At 59.9% G+C, this 15,668-nt stretch carries 13 protein-coding genes; all 13 read left to right on the top strand.

What is annotated here, in order from left to right:
- Positions 1-124 precede the first annotated feature (124 nt).
- Positions 125-3,064, top strand: a complete 2,940-nt coding sequence (glnE, locus tag BLQ41_RS02440) for a bifunctional [glutamate--ammonia ligase]-adenylyl-L-tyrosine phosphorylase/[glutamate--ammonia-ligase] adenylyltransferase (RefSeq protein WP_090176410.1) — start codon at positions 125-127, stop codon at positions 3,062-3,064.
- Positions 3,065-3,347: 283 nt separating this feature from the next.
- Complete coding sequence (gene waaF / locus BLQ41_RS02435) at positions 3,348-4,382, top strand: lipopolysaccharide heptosyltransferase II (RefSeq protein ID WP_090176407.1); 1,035 nt, start codon at positions 3,348-3,350, stop codon at positions 4,380-4,382.
- Between the two features lies 1 nt (position 4,383).
- A complete protein-coding gene (gene waaC / locus BLQ41_RS02430; protein WP_090176404.1) occupies positions 4,384-5,445 on the top strand; it encodes a lipopolysaccharide heptosyltransferase I in 1,062 nt (353 codons plus the stop codon).
- Entirely contained in the window at positions 5,445-6,566 is a 1,122-nt protein-coding gene (locus BLQ41_RS02425) for a glycosyltransferase family 4 protein (protein WP_090176401.1), read from the top strand. The genes waaC and BLQ41_RS02425 overlap by 1 nt, the downstream gene beginning before the upstream one ends.
- A complete protein-coding gene (rfaP, locus tag BLQ41_RS02420; protein WP_090176398.1) occupies positions 6,566-7,372 on the top strand; it encodes a lipopolysaccharide core heptose(I) kinase RfaP in 807 nt (268 codons plus the stop codon). Before BLQ41_RS02425 ends, rfaP begins: the two co-directional genes overlap by 1 nt.
- Entirely contained in the window at positions 7,372-8,106 is a 735-nt protein-coding gene (locus BLQ41_RS02415; protein ID WP_090176395.1) for a lipopolysaccharide kinase InaA family protein, read from the top strand. Before rfaP ends, BLQ41_RS02415 begins: the two co-directional genes overlap by 1 nt.
- Positions 8,103-8,855, top strand: a complete 753-nt coding sequence (locus BLQ41_RS02410) for a lipopolysaccharide kinase InaA family protein (RefSeq protein WP_090176392.1) — start codon at positions 8,103-8,105, stop codon at positions 8,853-8,855. The genes BLQ41_RS02415 and BLQ41_RS02410 overlap by 4 nt, the downstream gene beginning before the upstream one ends.
- A complete protein-coding gene (locus BLQ41_RS02405) occupies positions 8,855-10,306 on the top strand; it encodes a lipopolysaccharide kinase InaA family protein (protein WP_090176389.1) in 1,452 nt (483 codons plus the stop codon). The genes BLQ41_RS02410 and BLQ41_RS02405 overlap by 1 nt, the downstream gene beginning before the upstream one ends.
- A 157-nt stretch (positions 10,307-10,463) precedes the next feature.
- Complete coding sequence (locus tag BLQ41_RS02400) at positions 10,464-10,799, top strand: YceK/YidQ family lipoprotein (RefSeq protein ID WP_090188338.1); 336 nt, start codon at positions 10,464-10,466, stop codon at positions 10,797-10,799.
- 5 nt (positions 10,800-10,804) lie between these two features.
- Positions 10,805-11,668 (top strand): DUF3800 domain-containing protein, encoded by an 864-nt coding sequence (locus BLQ41_RS02395; RefSeq protein ID WP_090176386.1) that lies wholly within the window; start codon positions 10,805-10,807, stop codon positions 11,666-11,668.
- A 227-nt stretch (positions 11,669-11,895) separates the two neighbouring features.
- Complete coding sequence (locus tag BLQ41_RS02390) at positions 11,896-13,653, top strand: carbamoyltransferase family protein (protein WP_090176383.1); 1,758 nt, start codon at positions 11,896-11,898, stop codon at positions 13,651-13,653.
- Complete coding sequence (locus tag BLQ41_RS02385; RefSeq protein WP_090176380.1) at positions 13,637-14,767, top strand: glycosyltransferase; 1,131 nt, start codon at positions 13,637-13,639, stop codon at positions 14,765-14,767. The genes BLQ41_RS02390 and BLQ41_RS02385 overlap by 17 nt, the downstream gene beginning before the upstream one ends.
- Positions 14,767-15,663 carry a GNAT family N-acetyltransferase gene (locus BLQ41_RS02380; protein WP_090176377.1) on the top strand — a complete coding sequence of 299 codons (897 nt, stop codon included), beginning with the start codon at positions 14,767-14,769 and terminating at the stop codon, positions 15,661-15,663. Before BLQ41_RS02385 ends, BLQ41_RS02380 begins: the two co-directional genes overlap by 1 nt.
- Positions 15,664-15,668 lie beyond the last annotated feature (5 nt).

Below are 15,668 nucleotides of genomic sequence, written 5' to 3'. Positions count from 1 at the left end.
TGATGCTGTCTGCCAAAAATAAAGAAATTTCAGCTATTTCTAACCTTTGTTCGACAGTCGATCACGTAGTGCATTTCGCGAAATCACTACATGCAGCCCTTTACACGCCGATCAAGGATAGACCATGAGCCTTCCCACGCTTGCTGAACTGCCCGACATTCTCCTGCCGTTTGTCACCCGTGCCGAGCAGTCGTTCCGTACCGCCGTCGAGGGGCTGGACAACGATCATGGTCTTTCCTCGTGGACGCCTGAACGCTGGGCGCAATTTGCCCGCGTCACGGCCGCCAGCGACTTCGTGATTGAACAGTCTGTTCGTGACCCTTTGATGTTGCTGACGCTGGTGCAGTCCGGTGAACTGGACCGCAGCTTCGCGCCCGGCGAGCTGTGCGGGCAGATTGCTGGAGCAGTCAACGCCGCCGAGACAGAAGACGAACTCGGCCGCGCCTTGCGCCGCCAGCGCGCCCGTCATCAAGTTCGGATCGTCTGGCGTGACCTGACGCGTCAGGCTGATCTGATCCAGACCTGTCGCGACCTCTCGGACATGGCCGATGCCAGCATCGATCAGGCTTATCAATGGTTGTACTCGCGCCATTGCCAGCAGTTCGGCGTACCCACCGGCCGGCGCAGCGGCGAGCCACAACAGATGGTCATCCTGGGCATGGGCAAGCTCGGCGCCGTCGAGCTCAACCTGTCGTCGGACATCGACCTGATCTTCGCCTATCCCGAGGGCGGCGAAACCGTCGGGGTGAAGCGCCCGCTGGACAACCAGGAGTTTTTCATCCGCCTTGGCCAGCGCCTGATCAAGGCGCTGGACCCGATGACCGTGGACGGTTTTGTATTTCGCGTCGACATGCGCCTGCGCCCTTATGGTTCGGCAGGGGCGCTGGTCTTGAGCTTCAATGCGCTGGAACAGTATTACCAGGATCAGGGCCGCGACTGGGAACGCTACGCGATGATCAAGTCTCGGGTGGTAGCCGGCGATCAAGTGGCCGGCGCGCAGTTGCAGGAAATGCTGCGCCCGTTCGTTTATCGGCGTTACCTGGACTTCTCGGCCATCGAAGCGCTGCGCACCATGAAGCAGCTGATCCAGCAGGAAGTGCGGCGCAAGGGCATGGCCGACAACATCAAGCTTGGCTCCGGCGGCATTCGTGAAGTCGAGTTTATCGCCCAGGCCTTCCAGCTGATTCACGGTGGCCGCGACCTGAGCCTGCAGCAACGCCCTCTATTAAAAGTACTGAGCACGCTGGAAGGTCAGGGTTACCTGCCGCCCGCGGTGATCAGTGAGTTGCGCGAAGGCTACGAGTTTCTGCGTTATACCGAGCATGCGATCCAGGCCATCGCCGACCGCCAGACCCAGATGCTGCCGGACGGCGCACAGGATCAGGCGCGCATTGCCTTTATGATGGGCTTTGCCGATTGGGCTGCATTCCAAGAGCAACTGATGCATTGGCGTGGCCGCGTGGCCTGGCACTTTGGCCAAGTGATTGCCGATCCCGATGAAGAAGAAGGCACCGAAAGCGAAGTGGTGGTCGGTGGCGAATGGCTGCCGCTGTGGGAAGAAGCCCAGGATGAAGAAGCCGCGTGTCGTCAGTTGGAAGAGGGCGGTTTTGCCGATGCCAACAAGGCCTTGAAAGCGCTGGCCAGTTTGCGCAGCAGCCCGCAATTGCGCGCGATGCAACGTCTGGGTCGCGAGCGGCTCGATGCTTTTATTCCACGCTTGCTGGCCCAGGCGGTCGAGCATGCCAACCCGGATCTGGTGCTGGAGCGCGTGCTGCCGCTGGTCGAGGCCGTGGCCCGCCGTTCCGCCTATCTGGTGTTGCTGACCGAGAATCCCGGCGCGCTGCGGCGTTTGCTGACCTTGTGCGCGGCGAGCCCGTGGATCGCCGAGCAGATCACCCGCTTCCCGCTGTTGCTGGATGAATTGCTCAATGAAGGCCGGCTGTTCAAACCGCCCCTTGCGCCGGAACTGGCCGCCGAGTTGCGCGAGCGCCTGACGCGGATTCCCGAAGACGACCTCGAACAGCAAATGGAAGCCTTGCGCCATTTCAAACTGGCGCACCGCTTGCGGGTCGCCGCTTCGGAAATCGCCGGCAGCCTGCCATTGATGAAAGTCAGCGATTACCTGACCTGGCTGGCCGAAGCGATCCTCGAACAAGTACTGGCCCTGGCCTGGCGCCAGACCGTGGCCAAATACGGCACGCCGCTGCGCACCGACGGTACGTTGTGCGATCCCGGCTTCATCATTGTCGGTTATGGGAAAGTCGGTGGTCTGGAACTGGGGCATGGTTCGGACCTGGACCTGGTGTTCATCCATGACGGCGATCCGCAGGCCGAGACTGACGGGGCGAAACCCATCGACGGCGCGCAATTTTTCACCCGGCTGGGGCAGCGGATCATTCATTTGATTACGACGCAGACCAACTCCGGTCAGCTGTATGAAGTGGATATGCGGCTGCGGCCGTCCGGCGCCTCGGGTTTGCTGGTGAGTTCGGTAGGGGCGTTTGCCCGTTATCAGGAAAATGAAGCCTGGACCTGGGAGCATCAGGCGCTGGTGCGGGCGCGGGTGCTGGTGGGCAGCAAGGATGTCGGCCAGGCTTTCGAGAAAGTCCGCGCGGCGGTATTGGGTAAATCGCGCGACCTTGCGACCTTGCGTCAGGAGGTCAGCGAGATGCGCGCCAAGATGCGCGATAACCTCGGCAGCAAGAGCACGGCGGCCGGCACCGGGGCAAATGCCTTCGAGGCCACGGCGCCATTCGACCTCAAGCAGGACGCCGGAGGTATCGTCGATATTGAATTTATGGTGCAATACGCGGCCTTGGCGTGGTCCGAAACACATCCGCCATTGCTGCGCTGGACGGACAATATCCGCATTCTGGAAGAGCTGGAACACGAAGGGCTGATGCCCGCCGAAGATGCCGGCCTGCTGCGAGAGGCCTATAAAGCCTACCGTTCCGCCGCTCACCGGCAGGCCTTGCAGAAGGACCCGGGAGTGATACCGGGTGATCAGTTCGTGGACGAACGGCGCCAGGTGATGCGGATTTGGCGTGAGCTGGGATTGAGTTAAGCGACACGATTCAAATGTGAGAGCGGGCTTGTTCGCAAAGACGGAGTGTCAGTCGGCATCAATGTTGAATTTGATGGCCCCTTCGCGAGCAAGCCCGCTCCCACAGTAGGTCTGTGTTGTTTTGTAAAGTGAGGCAGCTAAGCTGCACCGCACTGGATGTGCACAAAATTGATCCGATGAGCCCCAACCGGCTCGTCCAAATGACCTGACAGCCAAGGCTGCGGGTGCTGGATTCTCGAGGCGGGGAGGCGTATGCCTCCCCGGTTTCGTTTTTGGAAACCACATGAAAATTCTGATCGTTGGGCCCAGCTGGGTCGGTGACATGGTGATGGCGCAGACACTGTTTCAGTGTCTCAAACAACGCCACCCGCAGTGCGAAATCGACGTCCTGGCCCCCGAGTGGAGCCGGCCGATTCTTGAGCGTATGCCCGAAGTCCGGCAGGCCTTGAGCTTTCCGCTCGGCCATGGCGCCCTGGAACTGGCGACACGTCGGCGCATCGGCAAATCCCTGGCCGGTCAGTACGACCAGGCGATCCTGTTGCCCAACTCCCTGAAGTCGGCGCTGGTGCCGTTCTTCGCCGGCATCCCGAAACGTACGGGCTGGCGTGGCGAATTTCGCTATGGTCTGCTCAATGATGTACGGACTCTGGATAAAGAACGTTATCCGCTGATGATCGAGCGCTTCATGGCCCTGGCCTTCGAGCCCGGTCTCGAGCTGCCGAAACCGTATCCGCGGCCGAGCCTGCGGATCGACCCGGTCACTCGCGAGGCGGCACTGGCCAAGTTCGGCTTGACCCTGGATCGCCCGGTGTTGGCGCTATGCCCCGGTGCCGAGTTCGGTGAGTCCAAGCGCTGGCCATCCGAGCACTACGCCAAGGTCGCCGAAGCGAAGATCCGCGAAGGCTGGCAAGTCTGGTTGTTCGGCTCGAAAAACGATCACGCGGTCGGCGAAGACATTCGCGCGCGGCTGATTCCGGGCCTGCGTGAAGAATCGGTGAACCTCAGCGGCGGCACCTCTCTGGCTGAAGCCATCGACCTGATGTCCTGTGCTGATTCGGTGGTGTCCAACGACTCCGGCCTGATGCACGTTGCTGCGGCGCTGAACCGTCCACTGGTTGCGGTCTACGGCTCGACATCGCCGGGTTTCACGCCACCGTTGGCCGAGCATGTCGAGATCGTGCGCCTGGGCCTGGAATGCAGCCCTTGCTTCGACCGCACCTGCCGTTTCGGCCATTACAACTGTCTGCGCCAGCTCATGCCGCAAGCCGTGAACGAAGCTTTGCAGCGGTTGCAGGGCACTGTGGTCGAGGTCAAATAGCTTGCGCGTTCTGCTGATCAAGACTTCTTCGCTGGGCGACGTGATTCACGCGTTGCCGGCGCTGACCGACGCGGCGCGGGCGATCCCCGGCATCCAGTTCGACTGGGTGGTGGAAGAAGGCTTCGCCGAAATCCCGACCTGGCACCCGGCCGTGAGCAAGGTGATTCCGGTGGCGATCCGTCGCTGGCGCAAGAACCTCTGGCAAACCATCAAAAGCGGCGAGTGGAAGCGCTTCAAGCAAAGCGTTCGCGCCTCGAAATACGATCTGGTGATAGATGCTCAGGGCCTGCTGAAAAGCGCCTGGCTGACCCGCTATGTCAAAGCACCGGTCGCCGGGCTGGACAAGGATTCGGCACGCGAACCGATTGCCGCGCGCTTTTATTCCCGTCGCCTGGCGGTGGGGCGTGGGCAACACGCGGTTGAGCGGGTGCGTCAGTTGTTTGCCCTGGCATTGGGTTACGACTTGCCCAAAGGGCTGGGCGATTACGGCCTGAATGTCGAGCGCCTGGTGGAACTGCCGCGCAAAAATCCTTACGTGCTGTTTCTGCATGGCACCACGTGGGACACCAAACACTGGCCGGAAGCCTACTGGCGCGAATTGGCCGAGCGGGTCGGTTACCTCGGTGTCGCGGTAAAGCTGCCGTGGGGCAATCCGATCGAGAAGGCCCGGGCCGAGCGCATCGCCGCAGGCTTTCGCCATGTCGAAGTGTTGCCCAAGCTGAACCTGGCGGGCGTCGGCAAAGTATTGGCGGGCGCCCAGGCCTGCGTGGCCGTGGACACCGGCCTCGGTCATCTGGCGGCCGCGCTCGACGTGCCGACCTTGTCGCTGTTCGGGCCGACCAACCCAGGCCTCACCGGCGCCTACGGCAAGGCGCAGATTCACATCGCCAGCGATTTCCCCTGCGCGCCGTGCCTGCAAAAGAAATGCACCTATCAACCGACGGCCGATGATGCCCGTCGGTTCGACCTTAAGCGTGAATGGCCGCTGTGCTTCACGCGCCTGAATCCCGAGCGTGTCGCGACTCGACTGAGCACGTTGTTACTGGCTGAGGAGCTGCGCTGATGCAATTGGCATTCGTCTTGTACAAGTACTTTCCATTCGGGGGCTTGCAGCGCGATTTCATGCGCATCGCCCTGGAATGCCAGCAGCGCGGCCATCAGATTCGTGTCTACACGCTGATCTGGGAGGGCGACGTGCCGCCGGGTTTCGAAGTGCTGGTCGCGCCGGTCAAAGCGTTCTTCAATCATCGCCGTAACGAAAAGCTCAGCGAATGGATGGAAGCGGATCTGGCCAAGCGCCCCGTGGATCGCCTGATCGGTTTCAACAAGATGCCGGGCCTGGACGTTTACTACGCCGCCGACGGCTGCTTCGAAGACAAGGCGCAAAATCTGCGCAACTCGCTGTACCGGCGCTGGGGCCGCTACCGGCACTTCGCCGAGTACGAACGAGCGGTGTTCGCCCAGGACGCCAAGACCGAAGTGCTGATGATCTCCGAGGTCCAGCAGCCGCTGTTCATCAAGCATTACGACACGCCGCTGGAACGCTTTCATTTGCTGCCACCGGGCATCTCCCAGGACCGTCGCGCGCCGGCCAATGCGGCCGAGATTCGTGCCGGATTCCGTCGCGAGTTCAACCTCAAGGACGATGAATTGCTGCTTGTGCAGATCGGCTCCGGGTTCAAGACCAAAGGTGTCGATCGCAGCCTCAAGGCGCTGGCCGCATTGCCCGCTGATCTGAAGAAACGCACCCGGCTGTTTGTAATTGGCCAGGATGACCCCAAATTGTTCCAGATGCAGAGCGCCACGTTAGGGCTCGGCGACAATGTGACGTTCCTCAAGGGGCGCAGCGATATTCCGCGTTTCCTGCTCGGCGCCGATCTGTTGATCCACCCGGCGTACAACGAAAACACCGGGACCGTGTTGCTCGAAGCCGTGGTAGCCGGGTTGCCGGTATTGGTGAGCGCAGTCTGTGGTTACGCCCATTACATTGCCGAGGCCGATGCCGGCCTGGTGTTGGACGAGCCATTCGATCAGGCGCAACTGACGCAGTATCTGACCGGCATGTTGAACGACGCTCAGGCACGGGCGGCCTGGAGCCGCAACGGTCTGGCTTTCGCCGAGACGGCCGACCTCTATAGCATGCCGCAGCACGCGGCCGATGTGATTCTGGCGGAGCACGCTTAATGAAGTTGATGCTGGCTGAACCGTTCAAGAGCCTGTGGGCCGGACGTGATGCGTTCACCGAAGTCGAAGGCTTGCAGGGCGAGGTTTACCGTGAGCTGGAAGCGCGCCGGACCTTGCGCACTGAAGTGAACGGCAATGGTTTCTTCGTGAAGATTCACCGCGGCATTGGCTGGGGTGAAATTTTCAAGAACCTGCTGACCGCCAAATTGCCGGTCCTTGGCGCAGGCCAGGAATGGAAAGCCATTCAACGCCTGAAAGAAGTCGGCGTGCCCACCATGACTGCTGTGGCTTATGGCGAGAAGGGCAGCAACCCGGCGGATCAACACTCGTTCATCGTCACCGAAGAGCTGGCGCCCACCGTCAGCCTTGAAGACTTCAGCATCGATTGGGTCAAGCAACCGCCCGAGCCCAGGCTCAAGCGTGCGCTGATCGCCGAAGTCGCCCGCATGACGGGCATGATGCACCGCGCGGGGGTCAACCACCGCGACTGCTACATCTGCCACTTCCTGCTGCACACCGACAAGCCGGTGACCGCCGATGACTTCAAACTCTCGGTAATTGACCTGCACCGCGCCCAGACTCGCCCGGCGATTACCCGGCGCTGGCGCGACAAAGACCTGGCGGCGCTGTATTTCTCAGCGTTGGACATCGGCCTGACCCGGCGCGACAAGCTGCGCTTCCTCAAAGGTTACTTCCAGCAGCCATTGCGCCAGATTCTGGCCGAAGAAGCCCCGCTGCTCGCCTGGCTTGAAGGCAAAGCCAACAAGCTTTACGACCGTAAACAGCGATACGGAGACGCGCTCTGATGCCGGGCTGGAAACTGGGGTCTGCTTACAGCGATCTGGCGGAAGATTTTGGCAGCCTGGACGCGGTGTTCGCGCTTCAGGGTGAGAGCGTGACCCTCGACCCGCTGTCCGAGGTCATCCGCGTTAATCGCAATGGCGTCAATTATTACGTCAAGCGCTACGTGGGTGCCGGCAAAGGCCTGCGCCGCTATCTGGGCAAACCCCGGGTCAAGTCCGAATGGCAGAACCTCAAACGTTTCGCCAAATGGGGCATTCCCACCGCTGAGGTCGTGGCCTGGGGCCTGGAGCGGCGCGGTGCGGCGTATGCCCGAGGTGCGATGATTACCCGCGAATTGCCCAACACCGAAGACTTGTCAGCCCTTGCTGGCCGGCACGACCCCAGGCTCGCGGATCGCGATTGGGTGGATATAGTCAGTCGTCAACTGGCCGGGTACACCCGGATCATGCACGACAAGCGCTTCACCCATAACGATTTGAAGTGGCGCAACCTGTTGGTCGACGATGAACCCAAGCTGTTTCTGATCGATTGCCCCAACGGCGATTTCTGGCGCGGCTTCTGGCTCAAATACCGAATTACCAAAGACCTGGCCTGTCTCGACAAGGTGGCCAAATATCACCTGTCGGCAACCCAGCGTCTGCGTTTTTATCTGCAATACCGCCAGTGTGATCGGCTCGATGCCGACGACAAAAAACGCATTCGGCACGTGGTGAGATTTTTTAAGGGGCGTGAATGACCGATTTTCTGGCCGCCGAAGACCGTGTGCTCCTTGAGCATCACGGCCTCGGCACCTTCGACGAACTTTGGGCCAAGCAGCTCGACGCAGTGGATGAACCCAATACCGTTAGCGATGGCTGGAGCAGTGTGTTTCGGCTGGATCTGGAAGGTCAAGGCTATTACCTCAAGCGCCAGAGCAACTACCTGACCCGCACCTTGCGCGCGCCCTTCGGCGAGCCGAGTTTCGCTCGTGAGTTTCGCAATATCAGTCTTTATCAGAAGCTGGGCATTCCGGCATTGCAGGCGGCGTTTTTTGGTGAGCGAAAATTCGATGGTGAAGTCCGTGCGGTGCTGCTGACTCGCGCCCTGGATGGCTGGGATGATCTGGATTCGCTGTTGCAGTGCTGGTCGGAGCTGAGCGAGGAGCAACACTTGGCCATTATGAAAGCCTGTGGCGAACTGGCGCGGCAGCTGCACGGCGTGCGCCAGGTTCACGGGTGTTTCTACCCCAAGCATATTTTTCTAAAAGCCACGGACGACGGTTATGAGGCGCAGTTGATCGACCTGGAAAAAACCCGGCCGTTGCTGTTTGGCCAGCGTGACCGGATCAAGGACCTGGAGCCGTTGCTGCGCCGCGCCCCGGAGTGGACCGATGCGCAGTTGCGCGAGTTTCTGGCGGTCTATCTTGAACAGCCTCAGGACAGTTCGCTGGTGGACCGTTGGATGTCGCGGCTGACTGCCCGGCGAAGTCATAAGGAGACGCGTTGATGCGTTTGTCCGAATTGAAAAGCGCCGGCCGCAGCCCGAGCCTGCCGATGAGTATTTCCCTGGCCGATGCCGCCGGCCCCGGCCAATTGCAGCTGTTGAGTTTGCTTCGCGTATTGCCGGGACAGCGATATGTTGGCGCCGGCGTCTGGCGTGGCCGGCCGGTGCTGGCAAAGTTGTTGGTTGGCAGCAAGGCGGCTCGGCATTTTCAGCGCGAACTGGCCGGTGTTCGCTTGCTGGCCGATCAAGGCCTGACCACGCCGCAACTGCTGGCGGATGGTTTGAAAGAGGGCGAAGGTGGCTGGCTGTTGTTTGACTTCCTCGAAGGCGCCGAGAGCCTGGGGGATACCTGGAAGAAGGTCGAGCACTTGCCGGTGCTGTCCGATATGCAGGGGGCCGTGCTGGCTGAGGCGTTGGGCGCTATCGGCCAAATGCATCGCAAGGGGCTCTGGCAGGAAGATCTGCATCTGGACAACCTTTTGCGTCAGCGCGGTCGGCTGTATCTGATCGATGGTGGCGGCGTTTGCGCCGAAACACCCGGCCAACCGCTGTCACGGCAGAAAGTCCTGGAAAACCTTGGCGTGTTTTTCGCCCAGCTACCTAAATCGCTGGAGCCGTTCACCGAAGAGTTGCTGGTGTATTACCTGTTGAGCAACGGCGAACACGCCTTGCCAATGGAAGCGTTGCAGAAGCAGATCGACAAGGTCCGCAGCTGGCGCTTGAAGGACTACCTGACCAAGGTGGGCCGCGATTGCACGCTGTTCAGCGTTCAGCGCGGGGCGTTTGGACTGCGAGCTATTCGTCGCGAGGAAGAAGCGGCGATGCAGCCGGTGCTGGAACAGGCCGATGCATTGCTCGACCAGGGGCACCTGTACAAGACCGGCGGTGCGGCGAGCGTAGGAAAAGTTGATGTAGCGGGTCGGACCCTGGTGATCAAACGCTACAACATCAAAGGCTTTGCGCATTGGCTCAAACGCTTCTGGCGTCCGAGCCGCGCATGGCACTCGTGGCGCGAAGGCAATCGTCTGGCGTTTCTGGGCATCGCTACGCCCAAACCGTTAGCGTTGCTGGAGAAGCGGTTTCTCTGGTTGCGCGGTCGGGCTTACTTGATTACCGAATACTTGCCAGGACCGGACATCATCGAGCGCTTTTCACCGTACGTTGAGCGCGGTGATGCGCCCGAGGCAGAGCTGGTGGCGCTTGATCATTTGTTTGCCGAGCTGATTCGCGAGCGCATCAGCCATGGCGACTTCAAGGGTCACAATCTGTTCTGGCAACAGGATCGCTGGGCGCTGATCGACCTGGACTCGATGTGTCAGCATGGTTCGATGGGCAGCTTTGCCCCAGCGTATGCGCGCGATCGGGCGCGGTTCATGCGTAACTGGCCCGAACAAAGCGCCCTCTACAAAGTCATCGATCAGCGGCTTCCCAGGGACATCTCTGGCGCTGCTTGAGTCGCCATCGCGAGCCTGCTCGCGATGGGGCCAGCCCGACTTATCGAGATCCAGAGGACACGTTCTTGTGAACTGTCCTACATGATCCACAGACTCCATGAACTGTGCCCTGAATAGCCACGATGCTAGTTTGCCTGACGTTCACGGAGGGCAGATTTTGACGATAAAAATGGCTGTTGCGATGGGGGCTTTTTCAATGGCCTTAACGGGCTGCGGAACAGCGCTTACAGTGCTGCAAGACGACGAAGACGCGGCTCGGGGCCTGCGAAAACACAAGACCTACTGCCAATCCATCCCGCGTGTTTACAGCGGTCTGGCCTACAACTTCTGCATCCTGCATGCTCCGCCGGATCCCACGGGCGTCCTGGTGCCCTTGGTACTGCTCGATATGACGCTCTCGGGTGTCTGCGACACGGTGTCCTTGCCCTATACGATTTTCCGCCAGGCAACTGACGGCAATCTGGGTATTTACTGGCGGGCAGGTCGCGGGTAACTCGTTTGTACTCTCAACAATTTTTTCTTTTTGAAAGCGAAAGTGAATCTGACGCTAATGTCGATGCGACAAAGCGCCTACCTCCGACAGGGAAGTACAGCGACTTCATAATTTATGTCGATGAGAGCGGCGATCATGGGATGCAAACGCTAGATCCAAATTACCCAATGTTTGTACTCGCCTTCTGTGTTTTTCATAAACGGCACTATTGCGAGAAGGTTATTCCAGCCCTTCAGAAGTTTAAATTCAACCATATGGGGCACGACCTGATTGGCCTGCATGAATTGGAGATCCGAAAAGAAAAGGGAGCGTTTTCCAGCCTGTTCACGTCGAGGCAACATAAACATGCCTTTCTCGAGGAGTTGAGCGGCATTATCGAGACAAGCAATTTCGTCTTGATCAGCTGCGTTATCGACAAAGCCGCTCTTCGCGAAAAACAAGGTCCCGTTCACAATCCTTATCACCTTGCCCTCGGCTTTTGCCTGGAAACGCTTTATGAGTTGCTACAGGAAAAGAATCAGCAGTGCGCGTTGACTCATGTGATTTTCGAGCGTCGAGGGAAGCGGGAAGATAATGGGCTTGAACTGGAGTTTCGCCGTATGTGCGATGGTGCGAACCGATTGGGCATTCAGCTGCCGTTCGATATCGTATTTGCAACCAAACAAGTGAACTCAACCGGGTTACAGCTTGCGGATCTTGTTGCAAGACCCATTGGTATGAGCGTTTTACGGTCGGGCCAGGAGAATCGTGCCTTTGACGTGCTCAAGCGCAAGTTCTACTGCCGTGGTGGTCGGAACAATGTGGGGGAGGGTTTCGAAAACTGGGGTTTAAAAATTTTCCCTATCTCAGAAAGCGAAAAGCCCCGGTGAAACTCGCCGAGGCCAAAGCGCCGACCGGGATCCCCCAGTCCATTTGCGCAGGAGTCTATGTCGACGATCTTCTACTGTCAACGCGCGAGCCTGCCGTTTCCCGCTAGAGGCTTGCCGCGGCTTTTAAGCTATAATCCCGCCCTTTAGCTGTCTCTCGCCCCTTGCGAGGGCACATTAATTTTTGAGGCGCTTGTCGCCTGCATGCAGACTAAAGAGGCTAGACCCCTGTGGCATTGACGATTCTTGGCCTGTCCGGCGCCCTTAGCCATGATCCTTCCGCAGCCTTGTACATCGACGGCAAGCTGGTCGCGGCGGCTGAAGAAGAGCGCTTCGTGCGCGATAAACATGCAAAGAACCGCATGCCCTACGAATCGGCGAAGTTCTGCCTCGAACAGGCGGGTATCAAGCCGTCCGACGTTGACGTGGTCGCGATTCCATTCGCACCGATCAGTATTTTCGGCAAGGCTCGCTGGCAGTACGCCAAGCGTTACTGGTACGCCCCGGACCGCGCTCTCGATGCGATCCTGATGGGCAACCGTCGCTACAAGCGTTATCGCAACAAGATTGTCTGGTGCCTCGAGCAACTGGGCTTCGATCCGAAGAAAATCAAGATCGAGCCGGTGGAGCATCACCTGGCCCACGCCTCCAGCGCTTACCACTGCTCCGGTTTCAAAGAGAAAACCGCGATTCTCGGGATCGACGGCAAGGGCGAGTACGCCACGACCTTCTTCGGTTACGGCGAGAACGGCAAGATCCACAAGATCAAGGAATTTTTCGATCCTGACTCCCTCGGCGGCCTGTATGGCGCGATCACCGAGTTCCTCGGTTTCGATATGCTCGATGGCGAGTTCAAGGTCATGGGCATGGCGCCGTACGGCGACGCCAGCAAATACGATTTCTCGCGTCTGGCGTCGTTCGAAAACGGCGAACTGGTGATCAACACCGACTACGCGAACGTCATCGGCCTGCGTCGCTACAAAGAGAAGGGCAAAGGCTACTACTTCTCGCCGAAGCTGATCGAGTGGCTGGGGCCCAAGCGCGAAGGCGACATCGCTGACGAGCCGTACATCCACTACGCGGCGAGCATTCAAGCGCTGTTCGAAAAGATCGCGTTGCAGATGATCGACCACTACCTGGGCGACGTGCTCAAGGAAACCGGCAAGCTGGCCTACGCCGGCGGCTGTGCGTTGAACGTCAAGCTCAACCAGAAAATCATCGCCCGCGATGACGTAAAAGAGTTGTTCGTACAGCCAGCGTCCGGCGATGCCGGCACGGCGGTGGGCGCTGCAGCTTACGTGTCCAACGCCCGTGGCGTGCCGGTCGAGAAGATGGAACACGTCTACCTCGGCCCGTCGTACACCAACGAAGACGTGCTCGCCGCCTGCGCCCGTCACCCGAGCAAGCCGGTCTGGCGCAAGCTTGAGAACATGCCGGAAAACATCGCCAAGATCATGGTCGATGGCAACCCGGTGGCCTGGTTCCAGGGACGCATGGAGTTCGGTCCGCGTGCTTTGGGGGGTCGTTCGATCATCGGCTGCCCAAGTGCCGTCGGCGTTGCTGACCGCATCAACCACCAGATCAAGTTCCGCGAGCGCTGGAGGCCTTTCTGCCCGTCGATGCTCGACACTGTTGCGCCGCAGATGATCAAGATCGATCACCCGGCGCCGTTCATGACGTTCACCTTCGAAGTGGCTGAAGAGTGGAAGACCCGCGTGCCGGAAGTTGTCCATGAAGACGGCACATCCCGGGCCCAGGTGCTCAAGCGCGAATACAACCCGCGCTACTACGACATGATGAAGGCGCTGGAAGTATTGACCGGCAACGGCGTGTCGCTGAACACCTCGCTCAACCGTCGCGGCGAACCGATGATCTGCTCGCCGACTGACGCCCTGAACATGTTCTTCGGCTCGGATCTGCAGTACCTGATCATGGAAGACATTCTGGTGGTCAAAGAGGGTGCGAACGCTTATGACACGCTCGGCTGAACGCCATGTGCTGCAGTTCTGTCACGGCTATGACGGGCCGTTTCTGGACTGCGCCCGGCAGTACGCCAGCCTGTTCGCCGGGACTGGGTATCGCGTGACAACGGTGTTCCTCACCGGGGCCGCCGACAGCGACGTCGCTGCCGGCTGCGCGTCCGATGAGGTGCTGTTCATGGAGTACAGCTCCAAGGCCATTCGTGGCCTGAAGCTGGGCGCCATCAGCGATCTGCGCAAGATCGCCGCCTCACGCAATTTCAGTTTCTGCATCGCTCACCGGTTCAAGCCGATCTACATCGCCTTGCTCGGCACCTCGCTGCCGGTGATCGGTGTGCACCACGCGTTTGGCGATTACAAGCGCGGCACCCGCAAACTTTTCGCTAATCTTTTCCGCAAGCGCCTGAGCCTGCTCGGGGTTTCCGATGCGGTGCGTGATGACATGCGCAGTTGCCTGCCGAAATGGCCAGCCGAGCGGATTCAGACACTCTATAACCGCATCGATGTGCCGGCGTTGCAGACCAGCCAGGTGTCGGTCCGCGAGGCACGGGAAACCCTCGGCCTGTCGGCGGATGCCTGGATTGTCGGCAACGTCGGGCGGCTGCATCCGGACAAGGACCAGACCACATTGCTGCACGGTTTCGCCGCAGCGTTGCCGGGCTTGCCGGCCAACAGTCAGTTGGTGATCCTCGGTAGCGGTCGACTCGAACAGGACCTCAAGGCCCTGGCCCGTGAATTGGGTATCGGCGATCGCGTGCTGTTCCTCGGTCAAGTACCGGATGCGCGCCGCTACTTCCGCGCATTCAACGTGTTTGCCTTGAGCTCTGATCACGAACCTTTCGGCATGGTACTGCTGGAGGCCATGGCCGCCGGCATTCCGTTGCTCGCCACCGCGTGCGGTGGTGCAAAGGAAATCGTTGAAGGGGTGGGTATTCTGTTCCCGCTGGGCGATGCCGAGCACTTGGCCCAAGGGCTGCAACATCTGGCCGCGATGGACGACCAGCAACGTCACCAGTGCGCCGAACTGATGCTTGATCGCTTGCGCGAGCATTTCTCCGACCGCGCGGTACGTGATGCTTTCTGGCATTTGCCACAGGTCACAGAACTGGCGCAGAGGGGCTGATGCTCAACCGATTTCAAGGCTGGCGCGAACGTGGCTGGGCAGTGGTCGACGCCTCGACTTATGCCCAGGCCTGGCAGCGTTTTGGCGGCAGCGTGGCGACTCATCCCCTGGTGGTTGAACGCCTTGCGCAATTGGCCGAGATCCCGGTGCGGTACTTGGCCTGGGAGCAAAACGGTGAAGTCAAAGCCGCGATTCCGACCTGGGGGCGCGACCTGGCGCTGTCCAAGGATGTGCTCAAGCGCTGCGGTAAAAAGGGTCTGTTCGACCTCGGTAATGCCGAGCTGATCTTGCCGGCCGCCGCGGATGCTCTAGCACCTCTGCGCCATCGCGGGCGGTATTTGTCGGCCTTGAGCGAAGGCCGCTTCACCGACATCAAGTTGCAGGCCGAACAGCTGGCGATGGCCCGTACGCCCGAAGAATTATCGAAAAAGTTTCGCTACAACCAGCGCCGTGAATTGCGCCTGCTGGAAGAGGCGGGCGGGGTGGTACGCCCGGTCGCCGATTTCTCCAGCGCTGAGCTGGCAGCGATCTACTGCGACCTGTTCCAGCGTCGCTGGACCTTCCCGGCCACCGGGGCCGAGCGCATGGGCGAGGTGATCGAACTGCTGCGTGACTTCCTGATCGGCTCGGTGATTTTCCTCAACGATGCACCGATTGCGATTCAACTGGTGTATCGCGTCGAGGCGCCGCAGTGGATCAGCGTTGAATACATCAACGGGGGCGTTGACCCTCAAACGCGTGAGTTCAGCCCCGGCAGTGTGCTGAGTTTTCTCAACACTCAAAGTGCCTGGGAGCATGCGCGGGCCCTGGATAAGCCCTTGCGGTTTTCCTTCGGTCGCGCCGATCGTGAATACAAGGACCGCTGGTGCAATCCCGTGCCGGTCTTCACCGTGTGAGACAG

Source organism: Pseudomonas arsenicoxydans (assembly GCF_900103875.1).
Taxonomy (GTDB): Bacteria; Pseudomonadota; Gammaproteobacteria; order Pseudomonadales; family Pseudomonadaceae; genus Aquipseudomonas; species Aquipseudomonas arsenicoxydans.
The sequence above is the reverse complement of the archived record's forward strand: the minus strand, read 5'-3'. Positions and strand labels throughout refer to the sequence as shown.

What these genes read in the sequence shown, in the direction of transcription:
- BLQ41_RS02410 (WP_090176392.1), top strand. Translation starts at nt 8,103, where the DNA reads ATGACCGATTTTCTGGCCGCCGAAGACCGTGTGCTCCTTGAGCATCAC.
- BLQ41_RS02380 (WP_090176377.1), top strand. Translation starts at nt 14,767, where the DNA reads ATGCTCAACCGATTTCAAGGCTGGCGCGAACGTGGCTGGGCAGTGGTC.
- BLQ41_RS02415 (WP_090176395.1), top strand. Translation starts at nt 7,372, where the DNA reads ATGCCGGGCTGGAAACTGGGGTCTGCTTACAGCGATCTGGCGGAAGAT.
- waaF (WP_090176407.1), top strand. Translation starts at nt 3,348, where the DNA reads ATGAAAATTCTGATCGTTGGGCCCAGCTGGGTCGGTGACATGGTGATG.
- BLQ41_RS02385 (WP_090176380.1), top strand. Translation starts at nt 13,637, where the DNA reads ATGACACGCTCGGCTGAACGCCATGTGCTGCAGTTCTGTCACGGCTAT.
- BLQ41_RS02425 (WP_090176401.1), top strand. Translation starts at nt 5,445, where the DNA reads ATGCAATTGGCATTCGTCTTGTACAAGTACTTTCCATTCGGGGGCTTG.
- glnE (WP_090176410.1), top strand. Translation starts at nt 125, where the DNA reads ATGAGCCTTCCCACGCTTGCTGAACTGCCCGACATTCTCCTGCCGTTT.
- rfaP (WP_090176398.1), top strand. Translation starts at nt 6,566, where the DNA reads ATGAAGTTGATGCTGGCTGAACCGTTCAAGAGCCTGTGGGCCGGACGT.
- BLQ41_RS02405 (WP_090176389.1), top strand. Translation starts at nt 8,855, where the DNA reads ATGCGTTTGTCCGAATTGAAAAGCGCCGGCCGCAGCCCGAGCCTGCCG.